This window comes from Citrobacter sp. Ce104 (assembly GCF_030334595.1).
In the GTDB taxonomy this organism is placed as follows: Bacteria; Pseudomonadota; Gammaproteobacteria; order Enterobacterales; family Enterobacteriaceae; genus Citrobacter; species Citrobacter europaeus.
Genome location: NZ_JAOWDP010000063.1, coordinates 13,950 through 27,173 on the forward strand (window position 1 = coordinate 13,950; position 13,224 = coordinate 27,173).

Annotated in this window: 19 protein-coding genes; 13 read left to right on the plus strand and 6 right to left on the minus strand. The window is 50.4% G+C overall.

Annotated elements, in window-relative coordinates; genetic code table 11:
• From rpsK to arfA, 7 genes are all read left to right on the plus strand, one after another.
• The gene (rpsK, locus tag OGW16_RS10550) at nt 1-390 is read left to right on the plus strand and encodes a 30S ribosomal protein S11 (RefSeq protein WP_003031137.1); all 390 of its coding nucleotides are present in this window, start codon (nt 1-3) and stop codon (nt 388-390) included.
• Between the two features lie 33 nt (nt 391-423).
• Complete coding sequence (gene rpsD, locus OGW16_RS10555) at nt 424-1,044, plus strand: 30S ribosomal protein S4 (protein ID WP_003031138.1); 621 nt, start codon at nt 424-426, stop codon at nt 1,042-1,044.
• Nucleotides 1,045-1,069: 25 nt separating this feature from the next.
• Nucleotides 1,070-2,059 (plus strand): DNA-directed RNA polymerase subunit alpha, encoded by a 990-nt coding sequence (locus OGW16_RS10560; protein WP_003031139.1) that lies wholly within the window; start codon nt 1,070-1,072, stop codon nt 2,057-2,059.
• Between the two features lie 40 nt (nt 2,060-2,099).
• The gene (gene rplQ, locus OGW16_RS10565; protein WP_001216370.1) at nt 2,100-2,483 is read left to right on the plus strand and encodes a 50S ribosomal protein L17; all 384 of its coding nucleotides are present in this window, start codon (nt 2,100-2,102) and stop codon (nt 2,481-2,483) included.
• Between the two features lie 107 nt (nt 2,484-2,590).
• Entirely contained in the window at nt 2,591-2,959 is a 369-nt protein-coding gene (locus OGW16_RS10570) for a DnaJ family domain-containing protein (RefSeq protein WP_047408239.1), read from the plus strand.
• Between the two features lie 10 nt (nt 2,960-2,969).
• Complete coding sequence (gene zntR / locus OGW16_RS10575; protein WP_043018539.1) at nt 2,970-3,395, plus strand: Zn(2+)-responsive transcriptional regulator; 426 nt, start codon at nt 2,970-2,972, stop codon at nt 3,393-3,395.
• 57 nt (nt 3,396-3,452) lie between these two features.
• A complete protein-coding gene (gene arfA, locus OGW16_RS10580) occupies nt 3,453-3,671 on the plus strand; it encodes an alternative ribosome-rescue factor ArfA (RefSeq protein WP_047408242.1) in 219 nt (72 codons plus the stop codon).
• Here arfA and mscL read toward each other — a convergent pair.
• From mscL to def, 5 genes are all read right to left on the minus strand, one after another.
• Nucleotides 3,668-4,081: a large-conductance mechanosensitive channel protein MscL gene (mscL, locus tag OGW16_RS10585; protein ID WP_043018537.1), complete on the minus strand. Its 414-nt coding sequence runs from the start codon at nt 4,079-4,081 to the stop codon at nt 3,668-3,670. The genes arfA and mscL overlap by 4 nt on opposite strands.
• A 141-nt stretch (nt 4,082-4,222) precedes the next feature.
• Nucleotides 4,223-5,599 (minus strand): Trk system potassium transporter TrkA, encoded by a 1,377-nt coding sequence (trkA, locus tag OGW16_RS10590; RefSeq protein WP_003031153.1) that lies wholly within the window; start codon nt 5,597-5,599, stop codon nt 4,223-4,225.
• A gap of 21 nt (nt 5,600-5,620) precedes the next feature.
• The gene (gene rsmB / locus OGW16_RS10595) at nt 5,621-6,910 is read right to left on the minus strand and encodes a 16S rRNA (cytosine(967)-C(5))-methyltransferase RsmB (RefSeq protein WP_043018536.1); all 1,290 of its coding nucleotides are present in this window, start codon (nt 6,908-6,910) and stop codon (nt 5,621-5,623) included.
• A gap of 51 nt (nt 6,911-6,961) precedes the next feature.
• Nucleotides 6,962-7,909 (minus strand): methionyl-tRNA formyltransferase, encoded by a 948-nt coding sequence (fmt, locus tag OGW16_RS10600; protein WP_047408248.1) that lies wholly within the window; start codon nt 7,907-7,909, stop codon nt 6,962-6,964.
• 14 nt (nt 7,910-7,923) lie between these two features.
• The gene (gene def / locus OGW16_RS10605) at nt 7,924-8,433 is read right to left on the minus strand and encodes a peptide deformylase (RefSeq protein WP_003031159.1); all 510 of its coding nucleotides are present in this window, start codon (nt 8,431-8,433) and stop codon (nt 7,924-7,926) included.
• A 129-nt stretch (nt 8,434-8,562) separates the two neighbouring features.
• Between def and dprA the strand changes: the two genes are divergently transcribed.
• Genes dprA through OGW16_RS10635 form a run of 6 tightly spaced genes read left to right on the plus strand, consistent with a single transcriptional unit; the run spans nt 8,563 to nt 12,355 of the window.
• The gene (gene dprA, locus OGW16_RS10610) at nt 8,563-9,687 is read left to right on the plus strand and encodes a DNA-protecting protein DprA (protein ID WP_181634256.1); all 1,125 of its coding nucleotides are present in this window, start codon (nt 8,563-8,565) and stop codon (nt 9,685-9,687) included.
• Nucleotides 9,659-10,132, plus strand: a complete 474-nt coding sequence (gene smg / locus OGW16_RS10615; RefSeq protein WP_003031162.1) for a DUF494 family protein Smg — start codon at nt 9,659-9,661, stop codon at nt 10,130-10,132. Before dprA ends, smg begins: the two co-directional genes overlap by 29 nt.
• Nucleotides 10,133-10,158: 26 nt before the next feature.
• On the plus strand, nt 10,159-10,701 hold the full coding sequence (locus OGW16_RS10620; protein WP_072033907.1) for a DNA topoisomerase family protein: 543 nt from the start codon (nt 10,159-10,161) through the stop codon (nt 10,699-10,701).
• A gap of 4 nt (nt 10,702-10,705) precedes the next feature.
• Nucleotides 10,706-11,278, plus strand: a complete 573-nt coding sequence (gene tsaC / locus OGW16_RS10625; protein ID WP_080626025.1) for an L-threonylcarbamoyladenylate synthase type 1 TsaC — start codon at nt 10,706-10,708, stop codon at nt 11,276-11,278.
• A gap of 1 nt (nt 11,279) precedes the next feature.
• Entirely contained in the window at nt 11,280-12,101 is an 822-nt protein-coding gene (gene aroE, locus OGW16_RS10630) for a shikimate dehydrogenase (RefSeq protein ID WP_286518398.1), read from the plus strand.
• On the plus strand, nt 12,098-12,355 hold the full coding sequence (locus OGW16_RS10635; RefSeq protein WP_043018530.1) for a DUF1488 family protein: 258 nt from the start codon (nt 12,098-12,100) through the stop codon (nt 12,353-12,355). The genes aroE and OGW16_RS10635 overlap by 4 nt, the downstream gene beginning before the upstream one ends.
• On the opposite strand, the gene OGW16_RS10640 is transcribed toward OGW16_RS10635, so the two are convergent.
• Nucleotides 12,331-12,885, minus strand: coding sequence for a gamma carbonic anhydrase family protein (locus tag OGW16_RS10640; protein ID WP_286518399.1), 555 nt, complete (start codon nt 12,883-12,885; stop codon nt 12,331-12,333). The genes OGW16_RS10635 and OGW16_RS10640 overlap by 25 nt on opposite strands.
• Nucleotides 12,886-13,224 lie beyond the last annotated feature (339 nt).

Consider the following 13,224-nt stretch of genomic DNA (forward strand, 5'->3'; position numbering starts at 1 on the left):
ATGGCAAAGGCACCAATTCGTGCACGTAAACGTGTAAGAAAACAAGTCTCTGACGGCGTGGCTCATATCCATGCTTCTTTTAACAACACCATCGTTACCATTACTGATCGTCAGGGTAACGCACTGGGTTGGGCAACAGCCGGTGGTTCCGGTTTCCGTGGTTCTCGCAAATCCACTCCGTTTGCAGCTCAGGTTGCAGCAGAGCGTTGCGCTGAAGCCGTAAAAGAATACGGTATCAAGAATCTGGAAGTTATGGTCAAAGGACCGGGTCCAGGTCGCGAATCTACTGTTCGTGCTCTGAACGCCGCTGGTTTCCGCATCACTAATATTACTGATGTGACTCCGATCCCTCATAACGGTTGTCGTCCGCCGAAAAAACGTCGCGTATAACGCTGTCGTTTCTAGGATTGTTGGAGAAAGAAAATGGCAAGATATTTGGGTCCTAAGCTCAAGCTGAGCCGTCGTGAGGGCACTGACTTATTCCTTAAGTCTGGCGTTCGCGCGATCGATACCAAGTGTAAAATTGAACAAGCTCCTGGCCAGCACGGTGCGCGTAAACCGCGTCTGTCTGACTATGGTGTGCAGTTGCGTGAAAAGCAAAAAGTTCGCCGTATCTACGGTGTGCTGGAGCGTCAGTTCCGTAACTACTACAAAGAAGCAGCACGTCTGAAAGGCAACACCGGTGAAAACCTGTTGGGTCTGCTGGAAGGTCGTCTGGACAACGTTGTATACCGTATGGGCTTCGGTGCCACTCGTGCAGAAGCACGTCAGCTGGTCAGCCATAAAGCAATTATGGTAAACGGTCGTGTTGTTAACATCGCTTCTTATCAGGTTAGTCCGAATGACGTTGTTAGCATTCGTGAGAAAGCGAAGAAGCAGTCTCGCGTGAAAGCCGCTCTGGAGCTGGCTGAGCAGCGTGAAAAGCCAACCTGGCTGGAAGTTGATGCTGGCAAGATGGAAGGTACGTTCAAGCGTAAGCCGGAGCGTTCTGATCTGTCTGCGGACATTAACGAACACCTGATCGTCGAGCTTTACTCCAAGTAAAGCTTAGTACCAAAGAGAGGACACAATGCAGGGTTCTGTGACAGAGTTTCTAAAACCGCGCCTGGTAGATATCGAGCAAGTGAGTTCGACGCACGCCAAGGTGACCCTTGAGCCTTTAGAGCGTGGCTTTGGCCATACTTTGGGTAACGCACTGCGCCGTATTCTGCTCTCATCGATGCCGGGTTGCGCGGTGACCGAGGTTGAGATTGATGGTGTACTACATGAGTACAGCACCAAAGAAGGCGTTCAGGAAGATATCCTGGAAATCCTGCTCAACCTGAAAGGGCTGGCGGTGAGAGTTCAGGGTAAAGATGATGTTATTCTTACCTTGAATAAATCTGGCATTGGCCCTGTGACTGCAGCCGACATTACCCATGATGGTGATGTCGAAATCGTCAAGCCACAGCACGTGATCTGCCACCTGACCGATGAGAACGCATCTATTAGCATGCGTATCAAAGTTCAGCGCGGTCGTGGTTATGTGCCGGCTTCTACCCGAATTCATTCGGAAGAAGATGAGCGCCCAATCGGCCGTCTGCTGGTCGACGCATGCTACAGCCCTGTAGAGCGTATTGCCTACAATGTTGAAGCAGCGCGTGTAGAACAGCGTACCGACCTGGACAAGCTGGTCATCGAAATGGAAACCAACGGCACAATCGATCCTGAAGAGGCGATTCGTCGTGCGGCAACCATTCTGGCTGAACAACTTGAAGCTTTCGTTGATTTACGTGATGTACGTCAGCCGGAAGTTAAAGAAGAGAAACCAGAATTCGATCCGATCCTGCTGCGCCCTGTTGACGATCTGGAATTGACTGTCCGCTCTGCTAACTGCCTCAAAGCAGAAGCTATCCACTATATCGGTGATCTGGTACAGCGTACTGAGGTTGAGCTTCTTAAGACGCCTAACCTTGGTAAAAAATCTCTTACCGAGATTAAAGACGTGCTGGCTTCCCGTGGACTGTCTCTGGGCATGCGCCTGGAAAACTGGCCACCGGCAAGCATCGCTGACGAGTAACCGGATCACAGGTTAAGGTTTTACTGAGAAGGATAAGGTCATGCGCCATCGTAAGAGTGGTCGTCAACTGAACCGCAACAGCAGCCATCGCCAGGCTATGTTCCGCAATATGGCAGGTTCACTGGTTCGTCATGAAATCATCAAGACGACTCTGCCGAAAGCGAAAGAGCTGCGTCGCGTAGTTGAGCCGCTGATTACTCTTGCCAAGACTGATAGCGTAGCTAATCGTCGTCTGGCATTCGCCCGTACTCGTGATAACGAGATCGTGGCAAAACTGTTTAACGAACTGGGCCCGCGTTTCGCGAGCCGCGCCGGTGGTTACACTCGCATTCTGAAGTGTGGTTTCCGTGCAGGCGACAACGCGCCGATGGCATACATCGAGCTGGTTGATCGTTCAGAGAAAACAGAAGCTGCTGCAGAGTAATCTGTAGTAACGTAAAAAAACCCGTCTCGGCGGGTTTTTTTATATCCGTCATATCCCCAATTACCTACAATATCTGTACTCTTTTTGTTCATCCCCTGGAGTGTTGTATGTGGTTACTGGACCAGTGGGCAGAGCGCCATATTATTGAAGCACAGTCTAAAGGTGAGTTTGATGGTTTACCTGGTACAGGTGAGCCGCTGATCCTTGACGATGATTCTCATGTCCCGCCTGAACTTCGTGCCGGATTCCGTCTATTAAAGAATGCTGGATGTCTTCCTCCTGAGCTTGAGCAGCGCAGAGAGGCAATACAGTTGCTTGAAATACTCGCAGGGATCCGCAAAGATGATCCCAGTTATCCGGAGGTGAGTCGAAGACTGTCACTACTGGAACTGAAACTTCGGCAGGCTGGACTCAGTACCGAGTTTTTACGCGGCGAATATGCAGATAAGCTGCTACAGAAGATCAACGACGATTAGCGGAGAGAGCATGTACCGTATTGGTGAATTAGCGAAACTGGCTGACGTAACGCCTGATACTATCCGCTACTATGAAAAGCAGCAGATGATGGAACATGAAATACGTACAGAAGGCGGGTTTCGCCTCTATACGGAAAGCGATCTTCAGCGTCTGAAGTTTATTCGTTATGCCCGTCAGCTTGGGTTTACTCTGGAATCGATCCGCGAGCTGCTGTCGATCCGCATTGATCCCGAACATCATACCTGCCAGGAATCAAAAGGGATCGTCCAGGAAAGATTGCAGGAGGTCGAAGCACGAATAGCGGAGCTTCAGGCGATGCAACGGTCGCTGCAGAGATTGAATGACGCGTGTTGTGGAAAAGCACACAGCAGCGTGTACTGCTCTATCCTTGAAGCACTTGAGCAGGGCGCCAGCGGCTCAGCATCAGGCTGTTGATTTATTGAACGGTCAGGTCTACACTCGCGGCGTAAATTACTACAAACTGGAGATATTATGAGTCGTTATCAGCACACCAAAGGGCAGATAAAGGACAACGCTATTGAGGCGCTTTTACACGATCCACTTTTCAGACAGCGCGTCGAGAAAAATAAGAAAGGGAAAGGAAGTTATCTACGTAAAGGTAAACATGGCAATCGGGGTAACTGGGAGGCCAGTGGCAAGAAAGTCATTCACTTTTTTACCACTGGCCTTCTTGTTTCACTGAGTGCTTAAGAGCGGTTATTCTGTTCTTTCAGCAGGTCACGAATTTCACTCAGCAATACTTCTTCTTTCGATGGAGCTGGCGGTGCTGCCGGCTCTTCCGCTTTTTTACGGTTCAGTTTGTTGATCAGTTTGATTGCCATAAAGATAGCAAACGCAACGATAATGAAATCGAAGACGTTCTGAATAAATACACCGTAATGCATGACGACAGCCGGGATATCTCCCTGCGCATCACGTAACGTTACAGCAAACTGTTTAAAATCAATTCCACCAATTAACAGCCCCAGCGGCGGCATAATGATATCGGCAACCAGTGATGAAACAATCTTACCGAATGCCGCACCAATGATGACACCCACTGCCAAATCGACAACATTCCCGCGCATCGCGAATTCGCGAAACTCTTTAATAATGCTCATTTTATTCTCCCTATGCAGCTGACGTTTATAAGTTTAACAAATGTTTAGGCAATTTCCATTTATGTATTGCCGAAAGGAAAATTTATTAGACCATGAAAAATAAAGGGAAATAAAAAGGGCGCTGTATTAGCGCCCAAATTATTACAGGAAGAAAGGACTTGGCTGGAATAATCGCTCGACGTCGGTAATAAACTTTTTATCTGTCAGGAACATAATTACGTGATCGCCCTGCTCAATGCGCAGGTTATCATTGGCAATCATCACATCGTTACCACGCACAACAGCGCCAATGATGGTTCCTGGTGGAAGTTTAATTTCATCAATTGAACGCCCCACTACCCGCGACGTCGTTTCATCACCGTGTGCGACGGCTTCAATGGCTTCCGCGACGCCGCGGCGTAGTGAAGACACACCGACAATATCAGCTTTACGCACGTGACTGAGCAGCGCGGAGATGGTCGCCTGCTGCGGTGATATCGCAATATCGATCACACTGCCCTGCACCAGATCGACGTATGCTCTGCGTTGGATCAACACCATTACTTTCTTGGCGCCCATCCGTTTGGCAAGCATCGCCGACATGATATTCGCTTCATCATCGTTGGTCACCGCGATGAACAGATCAACCTGATCGATATGTTCTTCTGCCAGCAGCTCTTGATCCGAGGCATCACCAAAAAAGACGATCGTATTTTGCAGTTTCTCCGCAAGCTCCGATGCGCGTTGTTGATTACGTTCGATCAGTTTGACGCTGTAATCTTTTTCCAGACGACGTGCCAGACCAGCGCCGATATTACCGCCACCCACTAACATAATGCGTTTGTACGGTTTTTCCAGACGCTGTAATTCGCTCATTACGGCGCGAATATGCTGCGATGCTGCGATAAAGAAGACTTCATCACCCGCTTCAACAATGGTAGAACCTTGCGGGCGGATCGGTCGGTCATGACGGAAAATCGCCGCCACGCGGGTGTCAATGTGCGGCATATGCTCACGCATTGTCGACAGTGCGTTACCAATCAGCGGCCCACCGTAATAGGCTTTCACCACAGCAAGGCTGACTTTACCCTCGGCAAAATTTACTACCTGCAATGCACCCGGATATTCAATCAGCCGATAAATGCTATCGATAACCAGTTGCTCAGGCGCAATCAGGTGATCGATAGGTACCGCATCGGATTGAAACAGCTTGTCGGCATCACGAACGTAATCTGGTGAACGAATTCGGGCGATGCGATTAGGCGTATTAAACAGTGAATAAGCTACCTGGCAGGCAACCATATTTGTTTCATCTGAGCTGGTTACGGCAACCAGCATATCGGCATCGTCGGCCCCAGCTTCACGCAAAACGCGGGGATGCGAACCATGCCCTTGCACGACGCGGAGATCAAACTTGTCCTGCAAGCTACGCAGGCGCTCACCATTGGTATCGACTACCGTGATATCGTTGTTCTCTCCGACCAGGTTTTCAGCCAGCGTACCGCCAACTTGACCTGCGCCCAGAATGATAATTTTCATCAGTCGCGACCCGTTATCTCATCACTTTTTGATTAGCTTAGCGTAAAAGAAGCCATCGCCATCTTCCGCACCCGGTAAATTCTGACGCCCGGGTTTTTCCGGTATACCGGTTTCGCTTAATACCGCATCTGGCGTGCGTGCCAGGAAGGCGGCAATTTGCTGCTGATTTTCTTCTGGCAGGATAGAGCACGTTGCATAAACCAGCGTGCCGCCAGGTTTAAGGTGTGACCAGGTTGCATTCAGGATTTCAGCCTGTAATTGGGCAAGTTCGGCAATATCCCGGTCGCGGCGCAGCCATTTGATATCCGGATGGCGACGTATCACCCCGGTGGCAGAACATGGAGCGTCCAGCAAAATACGGTCAAACTGTTGTTCACCGCACCACTGCTGTGGATAGCGGCCATCACCCTGTTTTACGGTTGCCTTCATGCCCAGGCGTTTCAGATTGTCGTAAACGCGTGACAGGCGTTTTTCATCGACATCGACGGCCATGACGTTAGCTTGCGGAGCAACTTCCAGAATGTGAGTGGTTTTCCCGCCCGGCGCGCAGCACAGGTCGAGGATCTGTTCACCGTTCTCTGGCAACAGATAAGTTACACATCCTTGAGCGGAAGCGTCCTGGACGGTTACCCAGCCTTCACTAAAACCAGGGAGAGCGTGTACAGGGGCCGGCGTTTCCAGACGTACTGCATCCGGGTAGTCCGGATGCGGGAAACCGGTTAATCCCGCTTCGGTAAGCAGGTCCAGCCAGGCATCGCGCGTATGGTGAATACGATTGACACGAAGCCACATCGGCGGTCGCTGGTTATTGGCTTCAAGAATGGCTTCCCATTGCTGCGGATACGCGCTCTTAATACGTTTCACCAGCCAGGAGGGGTGTAAAAAACGTAAATCGCTTTGCGCGAACTCGGCCAACAGTTCATCCTGACGGCGTTGAAACTGGCGCAACACGCCGTTGATCAGCCCTTTGAGCTGCGGACGCTTTATGACAACTGCGCCTTCTACGGTCTCAGCCAGCGCAGCGTGCGGTGGAATACGGGTATGCAGCAGCTGGTAGAAGCCCACCATGATCAGATAGTGAACGGTGCGCTGTTTGCCCGTCATTGGACGTTCCATCAACTGCTGGATCATCCACTCCAGTTGGGAGAGTGTGCGCAATACGCCGAAGCAAAGCTCCTGCAGCAGCGCTTTGTCTTTATCGGCAACTTTTTGCTGCATGGCAGGCAGCACGTTGCTTAATGATTGCCCTTTTTCGACAACCTGTTCGACGGCCTGGGCCGCCATACTGCGTAAATTAAGATGTTTTTTCATAAGCGCAAAAATAAAAATGCCCGGAGATACCGGGCTTAAAGAGATGAACCGTCAGATCAGACGGTTACCGGGTATAAACCATTCCCGTCGCGAATTAAGCAGATCCTGCGCGCTCATGGCTTTTTTACCGGCAGGCTGCAAAGAGACGAGATTCAGGATGCCATCGCCTGTTGCGACCTGGATACCCTGCTTTGTCGCCTCAAGAATAGTGCCTGGCGCGGCCTGTGTGTTTACAGCAATAACCGAAGCTTGCCAGACTTTCACTGGCTGACCGTCGATTTCAAGCCAGCTCATGGGCCATGGGTTAAAGGCGCGGACGCAACGTTCCAACTGAGCAGCCGAAAGTGACCAGTCGATGCGGGCCTCTTCTTTGCTGAGTTTTTCTGCATGCGTAACCAGTGATTCATCTTGTGCCACTGGTTTTATCGTGCCGGCAGCCAGCTGTTTTAGCGTTTCAATCAGCCCCTGAGGCCCCAAATCTGCCAGCTTGTCGTATAGCGAGCCGCTGGTATCCTCTGCCGTAATCGGGCAGGACAGCTTAAGCAGCATATCACCGGTGTCGAGGCCAACATCCATCTGCATGATAGTCACACCGGTTTCGGCATCGCCAGCCCACAGTGAGCGCTGGATCGGTGCCGCGCCACGCCAGCGTGGCAGCAGTGAACCGTGAACGTTAATACAACCCAGACGCGGCATTTCCAGTACGGCTTTTGGTAGAATCAGGCCATATGCCACCACTACCATCACGTCTGCGCGTAAATCAGCAACCAACTGCTGGTTTTCCTGAGGGCGAAGAGAGACGGGTTGGAAAACCGGTATCCCTTTTTCTTCTGCCAGTACTTTTACCGGGCTGGGCATTAGCTTTTTACCGCGTCCCGCTGGGCGGTCCGGTTGGGTAAACACGCCAACGACGTTATGTCCAGAAGACAACAGCGCGTCGAGATGACGCGCTGCAAAGTCAGGTGTACCCGCAAAAATAATACGTAGTGAGTCTGACACGTTGATTCTTGTCCTTAAGCTCGGGCGTTCAGGCGGTCGAGTTTTTCAACTTTCTGACGAATGCGTTGTTGCTTCAACGGAGACAGATAATCGATAAACAGTTTACCGACCAGGTGATCCATTTCATGTTGAATGCAGATAGCCAGCAGGCCATCGGCTTCCAGTTCAAAAGATTTGCCGTTGCGATCGAGCGCACGAATTTTTACTTTCTCTGCGCGTGGTACTAACGCACGCTGTTCAGGAATTGACAGGCAGCCTTCTTCAATGCCGGTTTCGCCGTCTTTCTCCAGCAGCTCTGGGTTAATAAGTACCAACTGCTCGTCGCGATTTTCAGAGACATCAATAACAATGATGCGCTGATGAATATCGACCTGTGTTGCTGCCAGACCGATACCTTCTTCGGCGTACATCGTTTCGAACATATCATCAACGATACGCTGAATTTCTGCATTCACTTCTTCGACCGGTTTTGCGACTTTGCGAAGGCGCTCGTCCGGAATATGTAACACTTGCAAAACTGACATAGTTATCCAGAGTTGTGTTCAGGAGTTGAAAAGATTATTACCTCTATTCTAGACAAAACCCCCTCTGATTGACAGCATCAGTGACCAATCGCAAAGATTGCCAGGACTGCTTGTGGCAGGGGAACAGGGATGACCCAAATCGAAATTTGGCTACGTTTAGCGCAAGTGAATGAACTGTATGGTGATGAGATGGTGCGCATTGCCCACTGGCTTAATACTCAACCGTGCATTAACAATGCGGTACTCCTGCAGGCAGGATTCTCTCCCCGTCAGGCCCGACGATTTTTAACTTTTTCACAGCAGACGCTGGAAAAAACGCTGCGCTGGCTTGAGCAGCCAAACCACCATTTTGTGGTTGCCGACAGCGATCATTACCCGCCATTGCTCCGTGCGATTGAGGATTATCCTGGGGTGCTTTTTGTCGCAGGAAACCCCGCATGCCTCCGCTCGTTCCAGGTGGCCGTTGTCGGCAGCAGACAGCACTCCTGGTATGGCGAACGCTGGGGACGGTTGTTTTGTGAAAAGCTTGCAGCATGCGGCGTGACGATCACCAGCGGTCTGGCCCGGGGGATTGATGGCGTGGCGCACAATGCTGCGATAAACCGTCAGGGCACGAGTATAGCAGTGCTGGGTAACGGGCTTGAGACCATTCACCCACGACAGCATGTCCGTCTGGCTGAACGGCTGATTGATGCTGGAGGCGCACTGGTGTCTGAGTTCCCATTAGATACGCTCCCTTTACCGCGCAATTTTCCCCGACGAAATCGCATTATTAGTGGTCTAAGTAAAGGTGTCCTGGTTGTTGAAGCAGCCCAGCGTAGCGGGTCACTGGTCACTGCGCGCTGCGCGCTGGAACAAGGACGGGAGGTTTTTGCTTTGCCTGGACCGATAGGGAGTCCGGGAAGCGAAGGCCCACATTGGCTTATTCAGCAGGGAGCCATGCTTGTGACCGCTCCAGAGGAAATTCTGGAAAATTTGCAATATGGGCTGCATTGGCTGCCAGATGAACCTGAAAAATCAATTTATTCGCCAGATCACGAAGAGGTGGCATTGCCATTTCCGGAGCTCCTGGCTAACGTAGGAGATGAGGTAACACCTGTTGACGTCGTCGCTGAACGTGCCGGCCAACCTGTGCCAGAGGTAGTGGCTCAACTGCTCGAACTGGAGTTAGCAGGATGGATCGCAGCTGTACCCGGCGGCTATGTCCGATTGAGGAGGGCATGCCATGTTCGACGTACTAATGTATTTGTTTGAGACATATATCCATAACGAAGCTGAGCTGCGTGTGGATCAGGACAAACTGGAACGGGATCTTACCGACGCTGGTTTTGATCGTGAAGACATTTACAACGCGTTACTTTGGCTGGAAAAGCTAGCTGATTATCAGGATGGGCTTGCTGAACCTATGCAACTGGCATCTGACCCTCTTTCTATACGTATTTATACTGCAGAAGAGTGCGATCGACTGGATGCAAGCTGTAGAGGGTTCCTGCTATTCCTGGAGCAGATTCAGGTGCTAAACCTCGAAACGCGAGAAATGGTTATTGAGCGTGTACTCGCGCTGGATACGGCAGAGTTCGATCTGGAAGACCTGAAGTGGGTGATCCTGATGGTGCTATTCAACATTCCAGGTTGTGAAAATGCCTATCAGCAAATGGAAGAATTACTCTTTGAAGTGAATGAAGGTATGCTGCATTAATCAATCTTCATTCAGTATGAGTTGTTATGGCTAAATCAGCACTGTTCACGGTGCGTAAAAACGAGCCCTGCCCACAATGCGGGGCTGAACTGGTTATTCGTTCCGGGAAACACGGTCCGTTTCTCGGTTGTTCACACTATCCAGAATGCGATTACATCCGTCCGCTAAAATCTTCAGCGGACGGACATATTGTCAAAGTTCTGGAGGGTAAGCTTTGCCCTGCATGTGGCGCTGAACTGGTTCTGAGACAGGGAAGATTCGGTATGTTCATTGGATGCAGTGATTATCCGACGTGTGAACACACTGAACTTATCGACAAGCCTGATGAAACAGCAATTGTCTGTCCTCAATGCCAGACTGGCCACCTTGTCCAGCGGCGTTCCCGTTATGGCAAAACCTTTTACTCCTGCGATCGCTATCCGGAGTGCCAGTTTGTCATTAACTTCAAACCGTTAGCCGGAGAGTGTCCTGAGTGCCATTATCCGCTACTCATAGAAAAGAAAACCGCGCAGGGTGTGAAACATTTCTGTGCCAGTAAACAATGTGGAAAGCCGATCCCGGCGGAATAAAAAAGTGAATAATAACCTGCCCACAGGCCCTATCGCTGCGGCGATAGTGGTTCTGAAACAAGAAAAAGTCATCGCCTATCCAACAGAAGCTGTATTTGGCGTCGGCTGCGATCCCGACAGCGAAACGGCTGTTACCCGTCTGTTGGAGCTAAAACAACGCCCGGTCGATAAAGGCTTAATTTTGATTGCGGCAAACTTTGACCAGCTTAAGCCTTACATTGACGATAGCACGCTTACTGATGCCCAACGTGAGGCGGTGTTCGCCCGCTGGCCTGGTCCTGTCACCTTCGTATTCCCGGCGCCTGCGACAACGCCTCGTTGGTTGACCGGTCGTTTTGATTCGCTGGCCGTGCGTGTCACCGATCACCCGCTGGTGGTTGCATTGTGCCAGGCTTATGGCAAACCGTTAGTCTCCACCAGTGCTAATTTGAGTGGCTTACCGCCTTGCAGAACGGTAGAGGAAGTCCGCGCGCAGTTTGGTACAGACTTTCCTGTAGTTGAAGGGGAGACCGGAGGGCGTTTGAATCCTTCGGAGATCCGTGATGCTCTGACGGGTGAACAGTTTCGACAGGGGTAATATGAAAGAAGCCTATGCTGTTTTTGGTAATCCGATAGCGCACAGTAAATCGCCCTTTATTCATCAGCAATTTGCAGAGCAGTTGAAGATTGATCATTCCTATGGACGTGTACTGGCGCCCATCAATGATTTTGTGAATACGCTGAACGCTTTTTTTGCTGAGGGCGGGAAGGGGGCAAATGTCACCGTACCTTTTAAAGAAGAGGCGTTTGCACGTGCCGATGAACTAACGGAGCGGGCATCTCTTGCTGGAGCGGTTAATACCCTTAAACGATTAGAGGATGGGCGTTTATTGGGAGACAACACGGATGGCATTGGCTTATTAAGCGATCTTGAACGTTTATCTTTCATTCGTCCTGGAGCGCGAGTTCTACTGATCGGGGCTGGTGGCGCATCCCGTGGGGTTTTATTACCTCTTCTTTCTATGGATTGCGCGGTGACTATCGTTAACCGTACAGCTTCGCGCGCTGAAGAACTGGCTCAACTCTTCTCTCATACCGGCAGCGTGCAGGCAGTGGGTATGGCCGAGCTTGATAATTACAGTTTTGATTTGATCATTAACGCGACGTCTAGCGGAATTAGCGGTGAGGTACCCGCTATTCCGACATCACTTATCCACTCCTCTGTCTATTGTTATGACATGTTTTATCAGCAGGGGAATACACCGTTCCTTTCCTGGTGTGCTGAGCATGGGGCGAAACAGTATGCCGATGGCCTGGGGATGCTGGTGGGTCAGGCCGCGCACGCCGTTTTACTCTGGCATGGGGTTTTGCCGCAGATTGAACCCGTCATTAAAAGCATGCAACAGGAATTGTCGGCATGAATCAGGCGATCCAGTTTCCCGATCGAGAAGAATGGCGCACGGATGTCAGCGCCGTGGTTTTTCCGGCGATGGTTCATGGTATGCAGCTAACATGTGCTATTTCAGGAGAAAGGTTGGCGTCCCGCTTTGGTGGCAGCACGCCTGAACAGTGGCTGGAAACTTTTCAACAGTATCGCTGGGACCTGGAGGAAGAGGCCGAAGCATTGATCCAGGATCAGCAGGAAGATTCTCAGGGTTGGGTTTGGTTACTCTGACTTAAATACTCATCTTTCCATTTAACATAGTTGTTAGCTGAGTATTTTAAGCCTGCTTTCTCTTCATCGCTTAATGGGCGGATTTGTTTTACCGGGCTTCCCAGGTACAGATATCCACTCTCCAGGCGTTTGTTTTGCGGAACCAGACTTCCAGCCCCAATCATAACGTCGTCTTCTACCACTACGCCGTCCAATACAATCGATCCCATACCGACCAATACGCGGTTGCCAATGATGCAGCCGTGTAGCATGACTTTATGACCGACCGTCACATCCTCACCCACGATCAATGGATTACCCTGCGGATTCGATGTGGATTGATGCGTGACATGTAAAACGCTGCCATCCTGAATGTTCGTACGGGCGCCGATTTGTACATAATTCACGTCGCCACGAATCGCAACCAATGGCCAAATCCCAACATCATCAGCCAAACGAGTATCACCAATGACGACGCTGCTGGGGTCGATCATCACGCGTTTTCCGATCTGTGGGAAAAGATCCTTATAAGGATGTAATACATCAGACATGTTTACCTCAACGAAAATAGAGCGGTAATGAAGACTTTGGTTGGATTATTGAGACTGTGCAAGTGATTTAGCTATCAAAAATCAGCCAAATTGCGCAGGAATGTAGCGAAAGGGGTGAAAAACAAGCATTCAGCAAAAAAGATCCAAAAAACACTTGTGCTAAAAAATGGGATCCCTATAATGCGCCTCCATCGACACGGCAGATGTGAATCACTTCACGCAAACAGCCGGTTCGGTTGAAGAGAAAAACCTGAAATTGAGGGTTGACTCTGAAAGAGGAAAGCGTAATATACGCCACCTCGCGACAGAGCGCTAAAGCGCGTCGCAACTGCTCTTTAA

Coding starts and splice junctions, on each gene's coding strand:
- rplQ (WP_001216370.1), top strand. CDS start 2,100: ATGCGCCATCGTAAGAGTGGTCGTCAACTGAACCGCAACAGCAGCCAT.
- OGW16_RS10570 (WP_047408239.1), top strand. CDS start 2,591: ATGTGGTTACTGGACCAGTGGGCAGAGCGCCATATTATTGAAGCACAG.
- mscL (WP_043018537.1), bottom strand. CDS start 4,081: ATGAGCATTATTAAAGAGTTTCGCGAATTCGCGATGCGCGGGAATGTT.
- aroE (WP_286518398.1), top strand. CDS start 11,280: ATGAAAGAAGCCTATGCTGTTTTTGGTAATCCGATAGCGCACAGTAAA.
- OGW16_RS10560 (WP_003031139.1), top strand. CDS start 1,070: ATGCAGGGTTCTGTGACAGAGTTTCTAAAACCGCGCCTGGTAGATATC.
- OGW16_RS10620 (WP_072033907.1), top strand. CDS start 10,159: ATGGCTAAATCAGCACTGTTCACGGTGCGTAAAAACGAGCCCTGCCCA.
- rsmB (WP_043018536.1), bottom strand. CDS start 6,910: ATGAAAAAACATCTTAATTTACGCAGTATGGCGGCCCAGGCCGTCGAA.
- OGW16_RS10635 (WP_043018530.1), top strand. CDS start 12,098: ATGAATCAGGCGATCCAGTTTCCCGATCGAGAAGAATGGCGCACGGAT.
- arfA (WP_047408242.1), top strand. CDS start 3,453: ATGAGTCGTTATCAGCACACCAAAGGGCAGATAAAGGACAACGCTATT.
- smg (WP_003031162.1), top strand. CDS start 9,659: ATGTTCGACGTACTAATGTATTTGTTTGAGACATATATCCATAACGAA.
- rpsK (WP_003031137.1), top strand. CDS start 1: ATGGCAAAGGCACCAATTCGTGCACGTAAACGTGTAAGAAAACAAGTC.
- def (WP_003031159.1), bottom strand. CDS start 8,433: ATGTCAGTTTTGCAAGTGTTACATATTCCGGACGAGCGCCTTCGCAAA.
- OGW16_RS10640 (WP_286518399.1), bottom strand. CDS start 12,885: ATGTCTGATGTATTACATCCTTATAAGGATCTTTTCCCACAGATCGGA.
- rpsD (WP_003031138.1), top strand. CDS start 424: ATGGCAAGATATTTGGGTCCTAAGCTCAAGCTGAGCCGTCGTGAGGGC.
- trkA (WP_003031153.1), bottom strand. CDS start 5,599: ATGAAAATTATCATTCTGGGCGCAGGTCAAGTTGGCGGTACGCTGGCT.
- dprA (WP_181634256.1), top strand. CDS start 8,563: ATGACCCAAATCGAAATTTGGCTACGTTTAGCGCAAGTGAATGAACTG.
- zntR (WP_043018539.1), top strand. CDS start 2,970: ATGTACCGTATTGGTGAATTAGCGAAACTGGCTGACGTAACGCCTGAT.